The organism is Bacillus ndiopicus (genome assembly GCF_000612805.1).
Lineage (GTDB): Bacteria > Bacillota > Bacilli > Bacillales_A > Planococcaceae > Metasolibacillus > Metasolibacillus ndiopicus.
On record NZ_HG964404.1, the window covers coordinates 60,385 to 82,522 of the forward strand.

Here is a 22,138-nt window from a genome sequence, read left to right on the forward strand (position 1 = left end):
GGTGCTTTTTGTGAATCCAATAAATTGTGATTTTTCACCAATGAAAGAAACATTAAAGGATGAGCTTCTCCAAGTAATTATGTCCTTGCAGCAAAGCGTAGAAAAAATGGATACAAATACGAGTTGTCTCCTTGGCAACTTTGAAAAAATTAAAGAGAGATTTACGACGATTGAAATGAAGGCTTCTACGTTTTATTTAAATTGTTATCTTTCTCCTTTTACAGAAAAGTATCCGGAATTGTCGCATAGTGTGCAAAATATGTCGTTGAGAAGACATGGTGGATTAATTGTTATTCAGCGACAAGATGCATTAGAGGAATTTATTCAGCCTGGTATTCATATCGGTGCAGACTTAACTCATTCATTATTAGAATCTATTTTCTTCCCCGGCAATCCGTTACACGATGGAGCAGTGCTAGTAAATCATAATCAAATTGAGTCCGCTGCAAACATTTTACCATTATCAGAGCGTTATACAGGTGAAAAAAAGTTAGGCACAAGACATCGTGCAGCGTTGGGGTTAAGCGAGTTAAGCGATGCCCTTGTGATGGTTGTTTCTGAAGAAACAGGTAGAATTTCTTTCGCCTTTCAAGGCAACTTATATCCTATTACAACACACGACATTGTATAGGGACTTTCCCTATTGGAAGACAAAAACGATTTCATTGACGACAGGGAAGCAAATGATTCAAACTGCCAGGTCAGCATCAATTACAGCCCTCATATAAAGTCATGACAAAGCTTGAAAAGCATAGTATAGAAAAATTACCACTAAAGTATTTTTTACATATATACTTGCTTAGTTAAGTGAATATGAGAAGGGGAAACACAATAAGGAGGACTTTTTAGTATATAAAACTGAAGAATATTAAAAGTTGGAGATTCCATCCTTTTTACACATAAAAGACAAGAAAGTCTTGTTCATGTACAATAAGCGAATAATTTAATATTAAAATAAAAAGTATCTATATACTGATATAGAGAAGAGAACTTCAGGTAAATTAGAATACCTAGATCCGAAGTTCTCTTAGAAAAGAAATTAAAACATGGTAAAATTCAGGTTGGTATATATGGTAAATGACGTGATGAACTATATTCAAAAATCTAATGTAAGGAGCGAAAATACATATGGCAAGGAAGAGAAAAACGTTACCGAAAAATTTTAATGAACTAATTGAAGCAGGTGATATTACGGCATTACAAGAGGTATTTACAAAGTGCGAGCTAGATGCATATGATGGTTATAGTAAATCAACAGCCTTAAGCTTTTTCAATGTACCGGATGAATTGGTTCGCTGGCTCGTGGAACAGGGGGCAAATATAAATGCGAGAGACTATTACAAAAGATCAGCTTTACATAATCAGGCAATAAGTTGGCGGGGGAATATTGAATTGCTTCTTGAGTTAGGTGCAGATATAGAAGCCTTGGATTATCAAAACGAAACACCTTTATTTGCTGCGGCTGCTTTTTTTAAACCAAATTCAGTGCGCACATTGGTTTCTAAAGGAGCAAATATTAACGCGGTAAATATGATGAATGAGACGCCCTTGGACAAAGCTTTAGCGGTATGTAGAAATATAAATATTGTTGATCTAGTGGAAGTTTCTGAGATTTTTCTGAGCGCAAATATAGCTGTAACGCCGGAAATGAAAAATTCTATTAAGCGAATTGGAAAAGATTTTGAATTTCATAGAGAAGGTTTTAATAAAGAATATTTGAACGAAACGGATAAGGCACTTTCACGCCTTTATGAGCTATTTGATGTTCCACCAGTAGAGAAGCGAAAAACGCATGATGGTACGTCTCCAATAACAGTATGTACAAAGGGCTGGCAGGCTCAACATAAGGAACTTTGGGATTTATTAATTCCTTCGCAAGGTCATGCGCAAACTGTACAAGGTGAGGTTATTCGTATTACTGGTAAAGTCTCATACGAAATTTTAGATAACGGCGGCATCAACTGGGATAATGACTTTCGTAAAATGCTCAAAAGTTTTAATCATTACATTAGGTTAGGTACGCCATTACATCCCGCTGCACTTCAGGAGTCTATCACTTTAACGAAAGAATTGCACAATGGTGATGGAGATGAGGAACCTGCGAGACTATGCGAGTTGGCAGTACAATGGGTACTTAGCAATCCGAATCCGATTATTTTAGAACAGCCCGAATATAAGCGCTAACATATTTAATGAATCCAATAAGCATTTTTATAAACAATACTATTCTCTTTACTAAGCACTCAACGCTAAGAAAAGGGGATAGTAAGCCGTAAGTGATGCAACGTAAGTGGGTAGGTGGGAGACCTGCCTTTTTTGATACTATATCTTAACAAAAGATAAAAAGTTGATATGGAGTATTTCTCCTTATCGATTTTTTTATTATCATGAAATGATTTTGTGGATGGTTTGGTCAAATTAGTTGGTAGCAACATCAAATTTAAATTAAGATAATAAGTTGAGTATGATCTTGCAAAAACTAATAGAAGACAAAGTGAAACCGAAATACGGATAGTATTATATATTGCATAAGAGTTCTTTAATACATATAAATATTGTAGGAATAAGGAAAAGCTAAAGTCTATAGTTGTAGAAAATCAATGAGGTATTTATCCTAGATTATGTAAAATAAGAAAACGCGAAATACTTTTATTGTGCGTTGTGAGAGCGATCGAGAAGGGCAACGGTACGTGTTACTGAATCTCGATACGTTTCAGAAACAGTTTTGCGGTTCAGTTCAACTTTGTTAAAATGAAATAAATTTTTAGCAGTAAAATCTAAAGTATGGTTTTTTTGATCAATTTTTTTATTAAACTAACAAAATACTTGCAACACCTATTATAGTACTGTATAGTACTAATTATGACAAGGGGAAAATTAATGAATCAAAAACGTGTGATTGAAGTAGCTGCAACATTATTTTTAGAAAAAGGGTTTGCTTATACAAGCATGGATGAATTAGTTCGTGTAAGCAAAGTTTCAAAGTCTAATGTGTATTATCACTTCTCTAATAAGGAAGAATTGTTGGAAGGGGTCGTTGATTATTGGATTGAAATGTATCAATCTGCAATTGATAGCTTATTATCTCAAAACCAATTATTAGTTGAAGATCGTGTCCAATTGTTTTTAAAGCAATTATCACAAGGAGTTCAGACGAGAGAATATAAGGGGAGCTGTCCATTTATCACGCTTTATATTCAAAGCCCTACAAATGCCACAAAAGTAAAAGAAAAAATAGGTCTTTTTTTTGTAGGATTACAAACGAAAGTTTCTCTATTACTTAAACAAGGGATAGAGAATGGTGAATTTAGAAAGACAATTAATATTGACGAGGTTGCATCTCTTTTTATTACAAATCTTGAAGGAGCGCTATTTATTTCAGAAACACTGAAGGATGCAACTGTAATCATGAAAACAGCAGATCATTTTTTAAACTTGCTTCGATAAAAGAAGCATTTTTTTTACATCAAATTAGTACTGTATAGTACTAAATGGAGGATTTATATGAGAACAGTATTTTTAACTGGTGGAACAGGATTTATTGGAAAGCAATTAGTGAAGGAATTAGCCAAAGAGAATGTTACAATTCTTCTATTAGTGAGATCGAAAAGTAAAGCAACACGCATTTATCAAGAAAGAGGCATCTTAAAAGAGGAAGTTATGCACTTTATTGAAGGTGATTTGACGAAAATAGACTTGGGTCTAAGTGCTGAAGATAAGGAGTTAGTATTGAAAACGGATGTGATTATTCACGCAGGAGGCCCAATGGATATTCAAGCGACAAGCAAAGTGGCAGCTTCTGTATTTTTGAATGGTGCCCAACATATTAGTGAATTAGCTAAAAATATTCATCAATTAAAGGGGTTGCAACAATTTATTCATGTTGTAGGCTATATGAGTCCCTTTGATGATAAAAATAGCAAGATTGCGATAGATGTGTTTAAAGAAGGAAACAATTTTTTGAAAATAAAAAATCCATATGAGAGAACAAAGTTTTTAGCAGATCTTTATATCCGTCAGCAGGCATCAACAGTAGGTTATCCGCTTTCAGTAATTAATCCACCAACTGTAGTTGGGAGTAGTAAAACAGGGAGTACGGAGCAAATAGAAGGCTTAGGCTTGCTTGTGATGAGTATGCGAAAAGGGCTCATGCCAGTGATTCCTGGAGGTAAGGAATATAGATTACCACTTATTGCAAACGATGAACTAGCAAAGTTTATTGTGCAGGTTTTCAGATTGGAGCAACCAACTATACAAACATATACACTCGTTGAAGATAAACAACATGATCAGAATATTTCAGAATTATTAGATGCTATGTCAGAAAGTATGAATATAACTGCACCTAAAATCTCTGCCCCATTGCCATTTATGAAAGCACTTATGAATAGTGGCATAAGCAAAATAACTCAAATTCCTGCTGATGGGCTGAACTTTATTACAAATCGAACATTTTCAAATGATTCAGCGAAAAAGATTATGGGAGAAGATTGGTTTAAGGAGACAAATGTAATGAAATTTTTCCCAGCCGTAATAGCTGATCTGGATTATCGCATGATGTATCAAAATGGCCAGCACAGTCATTTATTTAAACGAACATTATGTAATAATACTACCATTTACCAATCACAAGGAGAGGGTAAACCGTTTATTTTATTACATGGTTTATTAAGTGATGGAGAGGATTTATTTCCTTTAGGAAAAGAGCTTCATGAAAAAACGGGTCGACCTGTATGGATCATGGACCTTCCAGGTTTGGGACGTTCTCCTTTTAAACGAGAGAAAAATCTTTTAGATATCTATTTGAATGTAGTGAAAAAGTTATTGGAGAAAGCTACTAATGGTGCCCATCTAATTGGTCATTCATTTGGTGCGTATATTCTTTTGGAAGCATTAGTACAAAAGTACATAGATAAGAAGTATACAATTACTTTACTTCAGCCACCTGTTGCTAAAAAAAATGCTAAATCGATAAAGGTTCCTCAATTTATGAACAAATGGATATTGAAATTGGCAACTACTAATTTGATAGAGCGTTATTTATTAAGTAATGGTTTATTTGAAAATAAGGAGAACATCCCTGAACATTATATTGAAAAAATAAGTAACAGTTTTACTTCTCCTAGAATTTTAAATACTACGGTTCAGCTTAACAGTTTACTATTGAAAAACGTTCAAGGTGATTTCAATGAAGTAATAAAGTATAATCTTCGCATTATTTGGGGGGATTATGACAAAGGCTATTCTGCTCCTTCCCATCTTGGTAAGGTTGATTTTGTTCCATATGGTCATCATTTTCCTCTTAACCATCCGAGTGAAACGGCTAATTTGGTAATAAAAAATAGTAGTACTAGCAGATGAGAGTGTGGGATAAACAAAAGTGGTTAGGAAGATTGTTGTGTAGTCGTACTGTTTGAAAAAAAGATTGTCTACATGAACGCTGGATATATTTACTTAAGAGTCTAACAGCTAATCAATTACAGCGTACATAAAGGTTGCATTCCCACAATACGTTAAGTGAAAAATAAACAAGTTTGTGAAAGAATACACGTAAACTATCGAGGTGCTTTACTTCAAGATGGGATTCCACAGAGATCCTATCTTTTTCTTTTTCAAATAACCTAAGAAAGTCAGCTTATTTGGGAATATTGAAACGGTGGTATATTATTAACAGATAGTGGACTTAAATGAGTGGTCCTTAGTATGAAACCGATGTGTAAAATTTGTAAATTAGAAGTCTCTAAGAAAGTACTTGAATTGGATAATTTAAGCTTTCTTAATGAAGGTGAAGAATACACATTCCTGTTCAAAATACCATTAGATGACAGAGATTAAATTGATGTTTTGGTTACCGTATTAAACAATAATTATTATCTGTACAAAATCTTAAAAAGGAGAGTTATCGCATTACAAATCGAAAAGTACAGATATTGTGGGTAGTTGACGTATCTAAGCCCTCCTCCACGACAAATAATTTTAGTTTACATAATATAAATTATAGGAAGTTATGTTTCATTAATAAGTATACTTTAAATAGTGAGATGAAATGAGAAAATTTGTTCTATATGACGTATTCATGTTTAATTAATTACGCCTCAGCTAACTTTAGTCCAGATTTTTCTTTTGTTTGTGACATCCATCTGACTGCGCATTGCGTTTGATTGTGTCAAAGCTAATAAATAACATGCGACCAATCTTGCGTGCGAATTTGCCGTGTTTATGAGCGAATCATTACTTTCGGACAGCATTATTCCATTTTTGTTTCAGCATTTAACATCATTATTATATTGTTATAGATTAATCATAGTTGTTAATCATTTTAAATATCACCTAAAAAGTAATATACAGGAATTTATGTATCCGATGTATCACTTTAATTTGTCAAGTCACCTTTTTTCATTAAAAGATGACCACCTGCTTTTTTATATGCAAATATATTAAAAAAACTTATTAGACTATATTAATTTTATGCAAAACACTTTCTAAAAGTATACTTTCAAAAGGTGCGGAAATCGGTCGAAAAAACTAAAATTTTCTCTTTAGAGAATATTTATTGTTTGTCAATAGCTTTTGTAACGTTGATATATCAACGTTTCTAAAATAATGTCATACTCGGAAAAACATATTTCTCTCCCCCAATTCTATAAATTTTCTCGCTCAAGTTACTTTTTTAAAAATTTTTTTCACATAATTTTTTTAAAAACTATTGCAATTTTGTGAACAGTAAAATAGAATGAAAATTGTAAATTCTTGATAGAGGGATTTACATACAAGATGCAGTAATTTTAGACAAAAATGGGGGGATAAGATTTATGGGGAATCAACAAAAGAACATTGATTATGACAAAATTGCACAACTTGACTCTTTTAAACAGCTAGTAAAGAAAAAGAACTCCTTCGTATGGACACTAGCAATCATTTTCCTAATTGCGTACATGACATTACCATTGTTAACTTCTTACACAAAAATCTTACACGCAAAAGCAATCGGAGACATTACATGGGTATGGATTTATGCTGCAGGACTTTTCATTATGACATGGAGTCTTGCTCATTTGTATGTCGCGAAAGCGTCAACATTTGATAAGGAAGCAAAAGCAATTATTCAGGAATATGAAAGGGGGAATAACTGATGAACGGTATGAGTTATACAGCGGTCGCGTTCTTCGTTGCGATCGTGGGATTAACATTAGTTATTACTTGGTGGGCTTCAAAGCGCACTTCTTCAGCAAGCGATTTCTACACAGCTGGCGGAGGTTTAACAGGCTGGCAAAATGGTCTTGCTATTGCTGGTGACTACTTATCAGCAGCATCGTTCTTAGGAATTGCTGGGTCAGTTGCCCTTTTCGGTTTTGATGGATTCTTCTTCTCACTAGGCTACTTAGTAGCTTACTTAGTAGTTCTTTACATCGTAGCAGAACCATTACGTAATCTAGGTCGCTTCACATTAGCTGATATGATTACAGCTCGTTTCGATCAAGCTAAGGTACGTGGGACAGCAGCATTAAGCACAATCACAATTGTTTTATTTTATATGATTGCACAACTAGTTGGTGCAGGCGCACTTATTCAATTATTGCTTGGAATCGATTACTGGGTAGCGGTTCTTTTAGTAGGTTTCATGATGACAATCTACGTATTATTCGGTGGTATGACAGCAACAAGCTGGGTACAAATTATTAAAGCATGTTTATTAATGCTTGGTACAGTTATTATTTCTTTCTTAGTATTACAGAAATTCGATTTCAGCATTGCAAAAATGTTCACAGATATGGCTTCAGCTACAGAACATGGTGAGGCTTACTTAAATCCTGGTTTACGTTACTCACAAGGTCTTGATACAATTTCTATGATGATTGCATTAGTATTGGGTACAGCAGGTCTTCCTCATATTTTAATGCGTTTCTTCACTGTAAAAGATGCTCAAACAGCTCGTTCTTCAGTAATTTGGGCAACATGGATTGTTGGTATTTTCTATATTTTAACGATTTTCTTAGGTTTCGGTGCAGCAGCATTCGTAGGTAAAGACAAAATCGTAGCAGCGAACGCAGCTGGTAATATGGCTGCCCCACTTCTTGCAGAAGCATTAGGTGGAGATATTTTATTCTCATTCGTCTGCGCAGTAGCATTCGCTACAATTTTAGCAGTAGTTGCTGGTTTAGTACTTTCAGGCGCATCTGCCCTTTCTCATGATATTTATGGTCAAATTATTAAAAAAGGTAAAGTTACAGAAAAGGAGCAAGTTCTTGCTGCTCGCATTGGTTCGATTACAATTTCTATCATATCAATCGTTTTAGCATTAGGAGCGCAAACATTAAATGTAGCCTTCTTAGTATCTCTAGCATTCTGTATTGCAGCTTCTGCTAACTTACCAGTAATTATTTACACAATTTATTGGAAACGCTTTAATACGACTGGTGCCGTTACTGCTATGTTAACAGGTTTAATTTCTGCGTTAGTTCTAGTAGCAGTATCACCAAACGTTTGGGGTCCAGAAGGAAAAGCTATTTTTGTAGGTGAGCCATTAATTATGTTAACAAACCCTGCATTAATTTCTGTTCCATTAGGCTTCATCGGTGGTTGGATTGGTACATTATTATCGAAAGAAACAGACGAAGCGAAATACCGTGAAGTAGATGTAAAAGCAAACACTGGTATTTCTGTACAAGATGTTTCTCACTAAAATTATTAAGACCGTATAGAAATTTTTCTGTACGGTCTTTCTTTCATCAAGGAGGTGCAATCTATTGAAAAGACGCTATCTACATAGAAATGATTGGCAAAGAATTATTCGCAAAGATTATCAAGAAATGAAGATAAATGACGAGAATTTTAAGGGCTATATTTCATTAATTCAAATGCATGAAGTTGCAAAGCCACTCATAACAAAGCATTTAGATAAAGAAATATGCATTGTTGATAATCGTTATTCATGGCTTCAACAGCTTCCTTTTAATGAAAATTTCGCTATTACGACGATGTTTAATCAAGACGGAGAAATTGTTCAATGGTATATTGATATTATATATGAGAGTGGCGTTGAAAATGGCATTCCTTATATGGATGACTTATTTTTAGATATTATTGTATTCCCTACTGGCGAGGTCATTCAAAAGGATAAGGATGAATTAGCATGGGCTCTTGCTAGTAATTTGATTACACAGCAGCAATACGAGCGTGCCTATCAAGTGTTTAACCAGGTGTTAGCACAGATTGAAGAAGGAAGCTTCCCGTATTTTTTTATGAGCTCACAGCATCGTAATAAGCTATTAAATGAGGTGATAACATGACGCAATCAAAAGCAAAAAAGAAACGCCTTGCAAAGCAACGTGCAGGTGGCACAGATGTAACAAAACAACGCGGTACGGCCCCTTTCTCCACGCATGAGCGCAAAACAAAAACAAGGCAAGAAACGATTGACCAAACTTATAAGAAATATAAAAACCATTTCCACGAGTAATCTCTAGGAAATGGTTTTCTTCTTCTGTACTGCAAGGATGGCGATGGTGCCTAAAATAAAAAATGTTCCTAGCCAGTCGAGCCAACCAAATGCAACACTTAAAAATAAGACAGACGTTACTGCTGCTGATAGTGGCTCTGCACAAGCGAGTAAGCTTGTTTCTGTAGGTGTTAAGTATTTTAAGCTTTCTAAATAGCTATAAAAGGCAATTACTGTTCCACATACAATAACAAACAATAGAGCGAAAGGTGCTGAGAAATGCCACTCCCCTTCAAATTGCCATGGTGGGTGGACAAAGCTAAATGTAATACCACCTATCATCATGCCCCAGCCTACTACTAGTATAGAGCCCCAGCGGCGTAATAATTGAATCGGCTGAATCGTATAGAACGCTAGACCGAATGCAGATAATATCCCCCAAATAAAAGCCTCTGTAGATATAGATAAGGAATTAATATTGCCGTGCGTTACAAGTAAAAATGTCCCGAACAATGCGAAGCCTACAGCTAAAAGCTCTTTCATTGTTGGAAGGCGCTTTGCTAAAATGATAAAATAGGCAGTGACAATTGCAGGGCCTAAATATTGTAATACTGTAGCAGTTGCTGCATTTCCGTAATTAATAGCAGCTAAATATGTATATTGCACACCTATCATGCCTATTACACCGAAAATAAGTAATGCTAAAATATCAGCTTTTTGTCGCCAAATATGAAATATACCAGTACCAAGCTTGCGAAATGCAATTGTTAATAAAATGAGTCCACCACATAATAAGCGTACCGTAGTAAGCCATTCTGTGCTCATATGCAATGTTTGGAATAGATACTGTGATACCGTCCCAGATATCCCCCAAAATAACGCGGCAAGGAGAACGAGTGCAATCCCCTTCCCACGGTTTTCTATAGCCACAGCTTCTCCTCCCTTCTATTTACTACTAGTATACGACTTTCTTAGATTTTTTACATCGCCATTTCAATCTTTTTACTTCTCATAACAATAAAGAAATAAGTGCTTAGAAGGAGACTAAATACACCGAATGTTACGCCCATCCATTGCAAACCAATTAAATCAAGCAATGCGCCTGTTGAAAGTAGTACAATTTGGAATAATACTTGATCAATCATATTACGGAAGGAGAAAAAGCGGCCATGATAGTCTTTCGGTACTTGTCGTTGGAAAATGGTCATCGTTGTTGGGAAGAAGCATCCTACAGTAAAACCGAATAAAGCAAATGTTAATAAAGCAAATAGCTTAATATCTGCTAAAAATAGCATTAGCTCCATCGCTCCCATAATAAAAACGGAAATAAATAAAATCGTGCCTGTGTTCGCTATTTTTGTCAAATGTTTAATAAAAACAGCACCTAGCATAAAGGCAGTTCCTTCCACTGCATAAATCATGCCTGACAAGCTTTGAGATTGATGTAATTCCGTAATTTTCATAATAACTAAATTAAATGAGCCTAAAAATAAAATAGGGATAACCATTAGTACGAGCGTCATTAAAACAACGGGCTGCTCTTTTAACATTGGATATACTTCCTTAAAGCTCCCCTTGCTCTTCCCTTTTGTCTGAATCGGTTGCTCCTGCTCTTGTAAATCGAGCATAAACATAATACCTAGCATCAGCACATAGACAATCATTGAGGTAATATAAAGCCATTTTACATCGAAATAGCTTAATAGTAAGCCAGCAGCAGCCGTACCTACAATGCGAGAAATTGTACGTGCATTCATGTGCCAACCGTTTAATGTAATCAAGTCTTTATCCTTTACAATCATGGGTATAACAGCTTGTAATGCAGGCATATAAAAGGCTGCTGCTAGCTGTAGACTTATTAAAAAGCACAGCATCCATGCGACCGAGTTTGTCGCAAGCGCAACAAACATAAATAGGACAGATACAACTCGCCCTGCACTTGCCAGTATTAATACCTTTCTTTTACTAGTTGCATCGATAATACGCCCTGCTAATGGACCAATTGCAACACTAGCAATCATACCTATTGCTAGTATAAGTGATTTGTGAAAATCAGAGGGCACAGTGTCTTGCATAAATGCCAGGTTGCCGATAATTCCTGCCCAAAGGCCTAAACCGACAACAAACTCCCCGATTAACACAATCCATACATTTTTATTTTTCCACATTTACTATCGTCCTTTCTACAATATAACGAAACCCGAAATAAATTGAATGATATAGTAATCTAAGGAAAATGTCAATATCGTTCGAAGGCGAATCCACTGTTTATGTCTAGATTTTTTTAAAATCCACTGCAAATATAGAGAAAACCATCACCGTATAATTCTACGATGATGGCTTTGAATTATTGAATCTCTTTTTTGATTATTACAGCTCTTATTAATGCTCCATCAGCTACAGTATCTATTCTTAGTGAACCATTAGAATAGCGATCTGCTCGCGATAAGCTTGCTACTTGAATCATTTCTTGAGTGCCTCGCTCTGTTTCGAGCAACACGTTATCCTGCGCATTCACAAGTAATACTGCATAAATGCGATGCGGATTTGCTTTTAGTTCTTTTAAAATAACAACGCCGCGTTTGGCACGGTTGCCAAGCTCGATTTCATGAATACTCATACGTTTAATTGCACCGCGCTGCGTCACAACGACAAGCTCTTGATCGCTTTGACGGTCAATTAAATTTGCCGCTGCCAGGTATTCACCATCTTTCAGCGCAATCCCCTTTACACCGCCTGTTTTAACGCCCGTAACAGGGAGTTCTTCTACAGCAAAGCGGATTGTATAGCTTGTATTGCTTGTTAATAAAATTTCCTGCTCAGGCGATAACAGGGATACATAAATCATTTCGTCGCCATCTTTTAAATTCATCGTTTTCACCGGTTTTGAATAGCGTGTTACGACATAATCTGCAAGTGGCGAACGTTTTATTTGCCCGTCCTTCGTCGCTGTGAATATATAAACTTCATCTTGCTGGAATGACTCAATGCCTAGCACTTCAATAATAAATTCCTCTGCATCTAGAGGGACAATGCTTGAAATATGCTGACCAAGATCCTTCCAGCGAATATCTGGTAACTCATGTACAGGCTGATAAATATAATTCCCTTTATTCGTGAATAACAATAAATAATGCTGCGTATTTAATGTTTCTTCGTATAATAAATAATCCGATTCCTTCATAGCGAAATCTTGCCCGTTTGATGCGCTATGCGAGCGGAGGCTTGTGCGTTTGACATAGCCATCCTTTGTTACCGTGACAACGACTTCCTCACTCGGTACGAGCACATCAAGCGTTAGCTTAATTTCCTCAATTTCAGCTTGTATAATAGAGCGACGTGGCTCAGCAAAGCGTTTACGTACATCTAATAGCTCTTGCTTAATAACACGTGCAAGCTTTTTATCATCATTTAAAATATTCGTTAGTTTTTCGATAAGCTTCTTTAGCTCTTCTTCCTCTGCACGTAGCTCTGTAATATCAGTGTTTGTTAAACGATATAATTGTAAGCTAACAATTGCCTCTGATTGTACTTCAGTGAAATTGAATTTTTGCTGTAAATTATTTTTTGCATCACGTTTATCAGTAGACGAACGAATTGTTTGAATCACTTCATCTAAAATGGATAACGCCTTCATTAAGCCTTCCACGATATGTAGACGGTCCTTTGCTTTCGCCAAATCAAAGGCCGAGCGTTTGCTCACTACTTCCTTTTGGTGCGCGATATAAGCGTCAAGCATAAGTGGTAACGTCATTAATGTTGGACGGCGATTATAAATAGCAATCATATTAAAGCTATAAGTAATTTGTAAATCCGTCGATTTTAATAAATAGTTTAGAATACCCTGCGCTTGTACATCCTTTTTCATTTCGATAACGATACGTAAACCATTGCGATCCGATTCATCTCGAACATCAGCAATGCCCTCTAAACGTCTATCAGAACGTTGCTCGTCAATTTTTTTGATTAAATTCGCTTTATTCACATCGTATGGTAGCTCAGTAACAACAATTTGCTCTTTATTGCCTTTAATAGCTTCGATTTCAGCAGCTGCACGAATAATAATTTTGCCTTTTCCTGTTTCGTAAGCCTTTTTTATTCCATCTGCACCTTGAATGATGCCGCCCGTAGGAAAATCCGGTCCTTTAATAACGGTCATTAATTGATCTACTGTACATTCAGGATTGTCTAAGCGCATTAAAACTGCATCTAGCGACTCCTGCAAGTTATGCGGTGGGATATCTGTCGCATAGCCCGCTGAAATCCCTGTAGAGCCATTTACCAGCAGGTTTGGGAAGCGTGCTGGTAAAACAGTTGGCTCAACATCTTGATCATCGAAATTTGGTACAAAGTCTACTGTGCGCTTTCCAATATCACGCAGCATTTCAGCAGCTACCTGTGATAAACGCGCTTCTGTATATCGCATTGCCGCTGCTGGGTCACCATCAACAGAACCGTTATTTCCGTGCATTTCAATCAGCATATGGCGAGCCTTCCAATCCTGGCTCATGCGCACCATTGCCTCATAGACGGAGGAATCACCATGTGGATGGTAGTTACCGATTACATTTCCGACAGTTTTCGCTGACTTTCGGAATGGTTTATCATGTGTATTCCCCTCGTTAAACATCGCATATAAAATACGGCGCTGTACAGGCTTTAAACCATCGCGTACATCAGGTAATGCGCGGTCTTGAATAATATATTTTGAATAGCGACCAAAACGGTCTCCCATTACCTCTTCTAAAGGTAAATCTTGAAATTTCTCTGTTGTCATTGATTAGTCCCCCTCATGATGGATGAATTCGCTATCTAAAATATTTACCTCATCCTCCATCCCGAAGTCGACATGTGTTTCAATCCATTTACGGCGAGGCTCTACTTTATCACCCATTAATGTTGTAACACGACGCTCAGCGCGTGCTCCGTCATCAATTGTTACGCGAATTAATGTGCGCGTTTCTGGATTCATCGTCGTATCCCAAAGCTGGTCCGCGTTCATTTCACCTAATCCTTTATAGCGCTGAAGAACATAGCCTTTTCCTACTTTTTTAATAGCGGCATCTAATTCATTTTCAGTCCAAGCATATTCGATTACTTCTTTTTTGCCTGTTCCTTTTGATACTTTGTAAAGTGGTGGCAGAGCGATATATACTTTCCCTGCTTCAACAAGCGGTTTCATATAGCGATAGAAAAACGTTAAGAGTAGCACTTGAATATGTGCACCGTCAGTATCAGCATCGGTCATAATCACAACTTTATCGTATGCCGCATCCTCTACAGCGAAATCAGAGCCAACACCAGCACCAATCGCATGAATAATTGTGGCGATTTCTTCATTTTTCATAATATCCTGTAGCTTGGCCTTCTCCGTATTAATAACTTTCCCACGCAATGGCAAAATCGCCTGGAAAGAACGGTCACGCCCTTGCTTTGCCGAGCCACCTGCCGAATCCCCTTCGACTAAATAAAGCTCATTTTTAGCAGCATTACGCGACTGTGCAGGCGTTAATTTCCCTGATAATAGCGTGCTACCCTTTTTGCTCTTCTTACCATTTCTAGCATCTTCACGGGCCTTTCTTGCCGCCTCACGTACTTGCTGTGCACGAATCGCTTTACGCACAAGCGATGCTGATAATTCAGCATTTTCTTCTAGCACGTAAAATAATTGTTCCGATACAACAGCGTCTACAGCCGAGCGCGCTTCACTTGTACCAAGCTTGCCTTTCGTTTGCCCTTCAAATTGCAGTAAATGCTCAGGAATGCGAACTGAGACGATTGCAGTCAAGCCTTCACGAACATCTGCACCTTCTAAGTTTTTATCCTTTTCCTTTAATAAGCCAATTTTTCGCGCATAATCATTAAAGACACGCGTCATCGCTGCCTTTGCACCTGTTTCATGCGTTCCGCCGTCACGTGTACGAACATTATTAACGAAAGATAGCACCGTTTCGGAGTAGCCGTCATTAAATTGAAAGGCAAACTCTACTTCAATTTCTTGCTGCATTCCTTCTACATATTTAACAGGGTGTAAAACATCCTTTTCCTCATTTAAATAAGTGACGAATGCTTCGATACCATTTTCGTAATGGAATACTTCATGCTGACCTTCTGGGCGTTCATCGATTAGCTCAATTTTTAAACCTTTTAATAAAAAGGCAGATTCTCGTAAACGCTCAGCTAATGTATCATAATTAAATTTCGTAACAGAAAAAATCGTTGCATCTGGTAAGAAATGAACGAGTGTTCCTGATTCCTTTGATTTCCCGATAATGTCAAGTGATGTAGCTGGTTTTCCGCCATTTTCAAAGCGTTGGCGATAAACTTGTCCATCGCGATGAATGGTTACCTCTAAAAAGCTACTTAAAGCATTTACAACGGATGAACCTACACCGTGCAATCCACCACTCGTTTTATAGCCGCCTTGTCCGAATTTTCCGCCAGCATGTAAAACAGTGAAAATAATTTCAGGAGTCGGTTTCCCCATTTTATGCATACCTGTAGGCATTCCTCGCCCAAAGTCGCGCACGCTAATACTGTTGTCCTCGTGTATTTTTACAATAATATGTGCACCAAATCCTGCTAGTGCCTCGTCTACCGCATTGTCGACTATTTCATAGACTAAATGATGAAGCCCGCGCCCATCTGTTGACCCAATATACATACCAGGTCGTTTACGAACTGCATCTAGGCCTTCTAACACTTGAATCGCATCATCATTGTATGCGATTGGTTGTTCTTTCACCAAACAAATACCCCCTAAACCAAACAAACGTTCTGTTCTTTTATCGTACAAAGAATAAGCTTAGCTGTCAATAAGCTAAACCTCTACACAGATAGTCATTGTACCATTTAAGCATTCAGTTTTTCAATGAATGCTTTACTACTATTCACGTTATAACATATATTTTCCTGCAAAAACAAAAAAAATAATCAATCTACTATTCAATCGATAGGAAATCAGTGTATAATCATTATTACAACATATTAGTACCAACTATTAATTTTTTTGAAAGGAGCACATATATGTCAATTGCTATTATACTCATTTGTGCTTATTTAATCGGCTCCATTCCTTCAGCATTATGGATTGGTAAGCTTTTTTATAATACAGATATTAGAACACAAGGAAGCGGAAACTTAGGTGGGACGAACACTTTTCGTGTTCTTGGCAAAAAAGCAGGTCTTATTGTCACAATTCTTGACGTTTTAAAAGGAACTGCCGCTGTCCTGTTGCCTTTACTACCATTTTTCGAGGATATACAAATTCATGCATTAATTTTAGGCGTTGTCGCTGTATTAGGACATATCTTCCCTATTTTCGCAAGCTTCCGAGGCGGTAAAGCTGTAGCAACCTCTGCGGGTGTCGTACTAGGCTATACTTGGCCGTTATTTTTACTGCTTTTCGTAGCGTTTTTCATTACGCTTAAGCTAACAAAAATGGTTAGTTTAACGTCTATGATTGTCGCACTCATCGCCCTTATTTATAGCATAGTTTACCTCGTTTTAACAGGTGATTTTGCCTTATTTATTTTAATTGCGATTTTATTTACGTTTATCGTTTATCGCCATCGTGAAAATATTAAGCGTATTAAAGCGGGCACAGAGCCAAAAGTGAAATGGATTTAGCAAAAAATATGAGAATCGCTGGGCATTATCGGCGATTCTTATTTTTTGTAAGCAATTCACTGTTCCAAGCTCGGGAAATCCGTTAAAATACAATTAGAAAAGGCAGAAGAACGCACATGTTTGTGTGACTAGATTAATTACACCTCGGCGTAATTGCGTCCAGATTTTTTTCGAGCTCGCTCGAAAAGCTCCTCTTCAAAAATCTGTGACATCCGCCGGGGCGTTTATCTTGATTTAGTGCGTGTTTGTACACCCATTGAATCTTAGAAAACAAAATATAGCATTCATCTCTCCACCTGTAGAGGTGGGAGTTTTCTGCTGAATCAAGATAAATGTATGTCGGAGGGTATCGTCATGAAAATTGTTTTAACAGATGCAGCTTTAGATTGGTTTCATAAAGAAATGGAAGTCCAACAAGGTGATTATGTCCGCTTTTATGCAAGATACGGGGGGGCTTCCCGCTTCCACGAAGGCTTTTCACTAGGCATGAACCGTGAACAACCTCATGAGATTGGTGTAGAAACAGTTGTCGATGGCGTTCACTTTTATATCGAACGCAATGATGAATGGTTTTTCAATGCGCATGATCTACATGTTGATGTGAACGAGCAGCTTGATGAATTGGCTTATGACTATAAGCTAGCATAAATAAAAGCGATGCAACGCTCTTATAAAGAGTTAGCTGCATCGCTTTGTTTATTGTTCATTGATTAATTTTCAGAGGTAACTAATTATTATGTCGTTTGTTCACTTCAATCGTAATGAACTCTGGCAAATAACTGGGAGTACATCCTTTTGCTACTATATCATCTTTGTAAAGACCCGTTTTCTCACCAAGTTTAATACAACGTGCACGATTCTTTTCATCATAAACACCTATCCAGCCTGCGGTGAAATTCATAGCCCATTGAACTTCTGGTTCTTCCTGCGTAATATTAGCTTCTAATATAGATAGCAAGTTTGCGGTGTTATCAGGCGGTGTTTGTCCAGTCCATCTCAATCGTGCTTGATAATACCAGAAAGCTCGCCTTTGAAGAGCAGAAGGACTATTTTCCCATGACTCCATCAATGCAATATTCTTCTTGTCTTTGGTGAGCTGATTAGCCATTAACCAATCCATTAAGTTATTTCTCTCATCAAAAGTGTGAGTCTGCATATCCTTATCGAGCTTATTTAGCACATCTTGTGAAAGAAGTTTTTTGTCCATGATTAAGATTGCTAATAGTCTGGGCAAAAACTCTTCAGTTGACCAAAGTTCCATAGCTAGTTCGTGATCTTTTTTAATGTCCTTCGCGATTTTTCGTAAATCGCCTAACTTAGTTTTACTATTAATCTGAAGTAGAATGTTTTCTGCTTTTGAAGAGCGCTTTTTATCTGTATCTTTTTTTGCATCCATTTTATACAACTCCTTTATTAAAGCACTGCTTCATAATATGTCCTTGACGGGAAATATTATGAAGTGTCTTATTGCGGTGGTGTGCCTCCAAAATTTATCTTTTTTAATATTGTATCATATATCATATTAAAGCTTTCACCACATATAATTGATTCAGATAATCAGTCCGACTCTCAATTCTACACCCCTCTTTAATCCACTTATCGACTTTAGATGTTCTTTTTCTTTTCGCCATAAAAACCCCCTTTAGATAATATCCAAAGGGGGGCAGTACGACTTTATTTTAAACTTACAGCTTCAATCAGCTGTTCATATGTGCCAACAATAATGTTGACATTGTCCAAATGATAAAAGGTGCTCGTATAATCCATATGATATACATTTTCATCTGGTGAATGTAAGTAAATGTTTTTATTTTCGGCTAGCGCTATACCAAATTCAATATGACTTCCCTTTCCAGCCGGTAGCAATACTACTAAAAAATCTGCTTGTTGGACAGCTTCCTTTTCTGCATTGCCAATAAGTCGCAATTCTTCTAAACTCGCCGCGCGACTATTCTGTGTCCAGTCATAAGTATGATGAAAACCTTTTGTAATGAATGCTTCGCTTACATGGCGAACATTATTGATGTTTTGAAAGCTAGAGGCAATGTAAAACTTTTTTGTCATCTCCATAGCTCCTAAATATGATATTCAAGCTCTTCATCAACATAATCCCATTTATAAGGTGTTTCTTGGTATACATAATAGTTCAACCAGTTATAGAACAATAAGTGTGAATGGGCGCGCCATGTATTTTTCGGTGCTTTCGATGGATCATCATTTGGGAAATAGTTAACTGGAACCTCAACATTATCTCCCTTTGCTACATCTCGTTCATATTCATCTGCAAGCGTTGTTGCATCGTACTCTAAGTGGCCAGTAATCATAATTTGCTTATTATCTTTAGACTGTACAATAAAGACACCTGCATCATCTGAGTAGCTAAGTAAACGTAAATCAGGATGTGCACGAACTTCCTCTATCGATACGGATGTATGTCTTGAGTGTGGTGCAACATACTCATCGCTAAAGCCGCGCACTAAATCTACTGTTAAATCAGTAATCACATGCGAGTAAACGCCTGAGCATTTTTTCAGCAGCTCATATTTACCGATACCATAATGATGATATAGAGCAGCTTGGGCCCCCCAACAAATATTCATAATCGAAGTGACATTTAATTTTGCCCACTCCATAATTTCCGTGATTTCTTGCCAATAAATCACGTCTTCAAACTCCATACGCTCAATTGGCGCTCCTGTGATAATCATGCCATCATAACGACGGTGTTTAATCTCATTAAATGTTGTATAAAAAGTTTGTAAATGCGATTTCGAAACGTTTTTCGATTCATATGTCGCTGTATTTAAAAATGTTACATTTACTTGTAATGGCGTGTTCCCTAATAAGCGTAATAATTGCAGCTCGGTTTTCTCTTTTTCTGGCATTAGGTTACAAACTAAAATATTTAAAGGACGGATTTGTTGTGTTCTTGCACGATCCTCCTCCATTACGAAAATTTTCTCCTGTCTTAGCAGCTCGCCTGCTGGCAATTGCTTCGGAATATTAATTGGCATTGCTCTTCCCCCATTTCTAGAATTACAAATGAAAAAACCCTCTCATTCCAGCATACGAGAATGAGAGGGTTGATTAGTAGCAATCCGTTCACTCTTATCTCTCGGGGGATAACCCCGCTGGAATTAGCACCTTTCTAATAAGTATTAGAGGTTGCTGAAGCGTCAACGGGCCATATCCCTCGGCTTCTCTTGATAAGATTTTTTAATTTTGTTTATTGTAGCATGTACGTTGATTTTTGGCAATAGGGGTTGGAATAACCTATTTCAACACTTACTATGCTTCTCAATCAATTTTCATATTTTTTATTCTACATCATGCTAATGACAATGAGAAGTATTGTTTATCGAAAAAGTTAAATCGATAGAAAATTATCATTGGTATAGTCCTTTTGTTATATAAACCAAACAACTTTACAGCTCATACCATTCCCCTGTTTCATAGCCCTCCTAACTGTGGATGCTATATTGAATCTATGATTTAAAGTAAGAAGCAGCCACACTAATGGTTGAAGATGCTCACTATTTTTGTTACATTGAGTGTGTGGTATTTTCATTAGTCACTGTTGGCGCAGTGGCTTTTTTGTGGTCCATTTACAAACAAATACTACCGGTTGGCACATTTACCGAACTCCCTCCTGGAACCTCTGTTAAATATTCAAATAAACCTTCATTTAAATGATTTAGGTCTATATATAGTTCTCGTATGTCTTTCACAAGAACGCTCATTAATTCGCTAATAACCGTAATATCTGTATGCCATTCGTAGAAACAAATATGTGTATCTATTTTTTGGTGTTCGGCATTATTAAAGCTTTCATAAAGCCAATTAATTTTTGTTTCTAATTTCTCTATCACATTTAACCTTGAATGTAAGGCTAATAGTTTTTCACCAGTTTCTTTTGCATGTCCAATTACGTGTTCATTGTTTGTTAATTCCATTTCCATTCCCTCATTTCTTATTTATTTGCTACAGCACGTAATAGCAATTGTTTATTGTGGTCTGACATGATACACCATTCTTTAACAGTTACTTTCAAAGCAATTCCTCCTTCAACTTTTCCAATCTCTCCTTTTTGTAACATGATTTTGTAAGGTAGAAAAGACATTCTAACCTTGCAGGTGAAGAAATTTGTAATAGCATTTCAATAATATTAAGATGTTCTTGCGTGAAATGTGCTTCTTTCAACATCGCTTCTAAATTTAGTAATAAACCTTTATGTTTCACCTTTTTCACTCTCCTTTAATTTTGCGTAGCGCGTTTTATGCACTGTTTAATTTCTGCTACCTCCAAGTCTGTTAAGAGCGAATGGTAACGCATAAGCCATTTAAGCCTATGTTGATACTTGTGAGCATCTGTAATGGCGTTGTGCTGTTTATTTTTAATACTGATATACATTTGTCGTTGCTGGACTGATTTCACCGTACCAGCTCCTTTCACCTCGTGTTTTAATGCTGTTTCCAAAAGTGCTACTGTACTATTTACTGGCAACTTTTTCGCCTGCTCCAATTCTTCAATGTGTTTGATAACTTTGTACCGAGTTACAGCATCGTATTTCAAAGCCAAATGCATAGCTCCATCTTTGCCAAATTTGTAACAAGGTCTTTCTTGTTTGTTTTTGTCTAAATAAGAGCCGAGTGCAAAAATGCGTTGGGCTATTTCCTCTCCTAATTCCTCAACTTCTTTACGAATATCACGCATTACATCAGCGTGCCTTTTACCTGTTAACTCTGCAATATTCAAACTCGTCATTTGAACATCAGCTTTCATTAATTGATTCAATTTGTTTCCTCCTTCCGATTACCTTTCTGTTAAAATATTGGTAGAAAGGTAGGTGATACATAATGTTAACTTTCAAAGAATGGATAATTAAATTTGTTGGTGTGAATTTACCTATCGGGGACATCGCCCAGGAGATACTAGAAGATGACAAATTCCCGAACACAAAAGATTACCAGACTATTGTTGAATACTTAGAACAAAGTCATACTGCTGATAGTTACATGAGAGTGTTTGAATACTCTTATAAAATGTTCTATGACAGTACTCAAAAATAAC

Annotated in this window: 20 protein-coding genes and 1 riboswitch; of the genes, 11 read left to right on the top strand and 9 right to left on the bottom strand. The window is 36.7% G+C overall.

Annotated features, from left to right (window positions below; all coding sequences use genetic code 11):
- Positions 1–10 precede the first annotated feature (10 nt).
- From cdaS to TY13_RS20845, 8 genes are all read left to right on the top strand, one after another.
- Complete coding sequence (cdaS, locus tag TY13_RS05000) at positions 11–631, top strand: sporulation-specific diadenylate cyclase CdaS (RefSeq protein WP_074432931.1); 621 nt, start codon at positions 11–13, stop codon at positions 629–631.
- A 497-nt stretch (positions 632–1,128) separates the two neighbouring features.
- Entirely contained in the window at positions 1,129–2,184 is a 1,056-nt protein-coding gene (locus TY13_RS05005) for an ankyrin repeat domain-containing protein (protein ID WP_042472632.1), read from the top strand.
- A gap of 696 nt (positions 2,185–2,880) precedes the next feature.
- Complete coding sequence (locus TY13_RS05010) at positions 2,881–3,447, top strand: TetR/AcrR family transcriptional regulator (RefSeq protein ID WP_042472634.1); 567 nt, start codon at positions 2,881–2,883, stop codon at positions 3,445–3,447.
- A 57-nt stretch (positions 3,448–3,504) separates the two neighbouring features.
- On the top strand, positions 3,505–5,361 hold the full coding sequence (locus TY13_RS05015) for an alpha/beta fold hydrolase (RefSeq protein WP_042472636.1): 1,857 nt from the start codon (positions 3,505–3,507) through the stop codon (positions 5,359–5,361).
- A 1,451-nt stretch (positions 5,362–6,812) separates the two neighbouring features.
- Positions 6,813–7,133 (top strand): DUF485 domain-containing protein, encoded by a 321-nt coding sequence (locus tag TY13_RS05020; RefSeq protein WP_042472639.1) that lies wholly within the window; start codon positions 6,813–6,815, stop codon positions 7,131–7,133.
- A gap of 8 nt (positions 7,134–7,141) precedes the next feature.
- Complete coding sequence (locus tag TY13_RS05025) at positions 7,142–8,683, top strand: solute symporter family protein (protein WP_042474100.1); 1,542 nt, start codon at positions 7,142–7,144, stop codon at positions 8,681–8,683.
- Positions 8,684–8,747: 64 nt separating this feature from the next.
- Positions 8,748–9,290: a DUF402 domain-containing protein gene (locus TY13_RS05030; RefSeq protein ID WP_042472641.1), complete on the top strand. Its 543-nt coding sequence runs from the start codon at positions 8,748–8,750 to the stop codon at positions 9,288–9,290.
- On the top strand, positions 9,287–9,460 hold the full coding sequence (locus tag TY13_RS20845; RefSeq protein WP_195891665.1) for a hypothetical protein: 174 nt from the start codon (positions 9,287–9,289) through the stop codon (positions 9,458–9,460). Before TY13_RS05030 ends, TY13_RS20845 begins: the two co-directional genes overlap by 4 nt.
- Before the next feature lie 3 nt (positions 9,461–9,463).
- Here TY13_RS20845 and TY13_RS05035 read toward each other — a convergent pair whose 3' ends face one another.
- The 4 genes from TY13_RS05035 to parE form a co-directional block, all read right to left on the bottom strand.
- Entirely contained in the window at positions 9,464–10,369 is a 906-nt protein-coding gene (locus tag TY13_RS05035; RefSeq protein ID WP_042472644.1) for an EamA family transporter, read from the bottom strand.
- A gap of 50 nt (positions 10,370–10,419) precedes the next feature.
- Positions 10,420–11,607: an MFS transporter gene (locus TY13_RS05040; RefSeq protein ID WP_042472646.1), complete on the bottom strand. Its 1,188-nt coding sequence runs from the start codon at positions 11,605–11,607 to the stop codon at positions 10,420–10,422.
- A 179-nt stretch (positions 11,608–11,786) separates the two neighbouring features.
- Complete coding sequence (parC, locus tag TY13_RS05045) at positions 11,787–14,216, bottom strand: DNA topoisomerase IV subunit A (RefSeq protein WP_042472650.1); 2,430 nt, start codon at positions 14,214–14,216, stop codon at positions 11,787–11,789.
- A gap of 3 nt (positions 14,217–14,219) precedes the next feature.
- Complete coding sequence (gene parE / locus TY13_RS05050; RefSeq protein ID WP_042472652.1) at positions 14,220–16,187, bottom strand: DNA topoisomerase IV subunit B; 1,968 nt, start codon at positions 16,185–16,187, stop codon at positions 14,220–14,222.
- Positions 16,188–16,465: 278 nt separating this feature from the next.
- Here parE and plsY point away from each other — a divergent pair, with 278 nt between their 5' ends.
- Both plsY and TY13_RS05060 read left to right on the top strand, forming a co-directional pair.
- Entirely contained in the window at positions 16,466–17,068 is a 603-nt protein-coding gene (gene plsY / locus TY13_RS05055; RefSeq protein WP_042472654.1) for a glycerol-3-phosphate 1-O-acyltransferase PlsY, read from the top strand.
- A 354-nt stretch (positions 17,069–17,422) separates the two neighbouring features.
- On the top strand, positions 17,423–17,716 hold the full coding sequence (locus TY13_RS05060; RefSeq protein WP_042472656.1) for a HesB/YadR/YfhF family protein: 294 nt from the start codon (positions 17,423–17,425) through the stop codon (positions 17,714–17,716).
- A 79-nt stretch (positions 17,717–17,795) separates the two neighbouring features.
- Here the strand turns inward: TY13_RS05060 and TY13_RS05065 are convergent, their stop codons facing one another.
- From TY13_RS05065 to TY13_RS19685, 5 genes are all read right to left on the bottom strand, one after another.
- On the bottom strand, positions 17,796–18,464 hold the full coding sequence (locus tag TY13_RS05065; protein WP_042472659.1) for a DNA alkylation repair protein: 669 nt from the start codon (positions 18,462–18,464) through the stop codon (positions 17,796–17,798).
- 278 nt (positions 18,465–18,742) lie between these two features.
- The gene (locus TY13_RS05070; RefSeq protein ID WP_042472662.1) at positions 18,743–19,132 is read right to left on the bottom strand and encodes a hypothetical protein; all 390 of its coding nucleotides are present in this window, start codon (positions 19,130–19,132) and stop codon (positions 18,743–18,745) included.
- Between the two features lie 11 nt (positions 19,133–19,143).
- Positions 19,144–20,082, bottom strand: a complete 939-nt coding sequence (metA, locus tag TY13_RS05075) for a homoserine O-acetyltransferase MetA (protein ID WP_042472664.1) — start codon at positions 20,080–20,082, stop codon at positions 19,144–19,146.
- A 91-nt stretch (positions 20,083–20,173) separates the two neighbouring features.
- A riboswitch (SAM riboswitch) is annotated at positions 20,174–20,281 on the bottom strand.
- Between the two features lie 392 nt (positions 20,282–20,673).
- Positions 20,674–21,021, bottom strand: coding sequence for a hypothetical protein (locus TY13_RS05080; RefSeq protein WP_042472667.1), 348 nt, complete (start codon positions 21,019–21,021; stop codon positions 20,674–20,676).
- Between the two features lie 301 nt (positions 21,022–21,322).
- Positions 21,323–21,862 carry a Rha family transcriptional regulator gene (locus TY13_RS19685; RefSeq protein ID WP_052344226.1) on the bottom strand — a complete coding sequence of 180 codons (540 nt, stop codon included), beginning with the start codon at positions 21,860–21,862 and terminating at the stop codon, positions 21,323–21,325.
- 62 nt (positions 21,863–21,924) lie between these two features.
- Between TY13_RS19685 and TY13_RS05095 the strand changes: the two genes are divergently transcribed.
- The gene (locus TY13_RS05095; protein WP_042472671.1) at positions 21,925–22,137 is read left to right on the top strand and encodes a YozE family protein; all 213 of its coding nucleotides are present in this window, start codon (positions 21,925–21,927) and stop codon (positions 22,135–22,137) included.
- The last annotated feature ends 1 nt before the right edge of the window (position 22,138 follow it).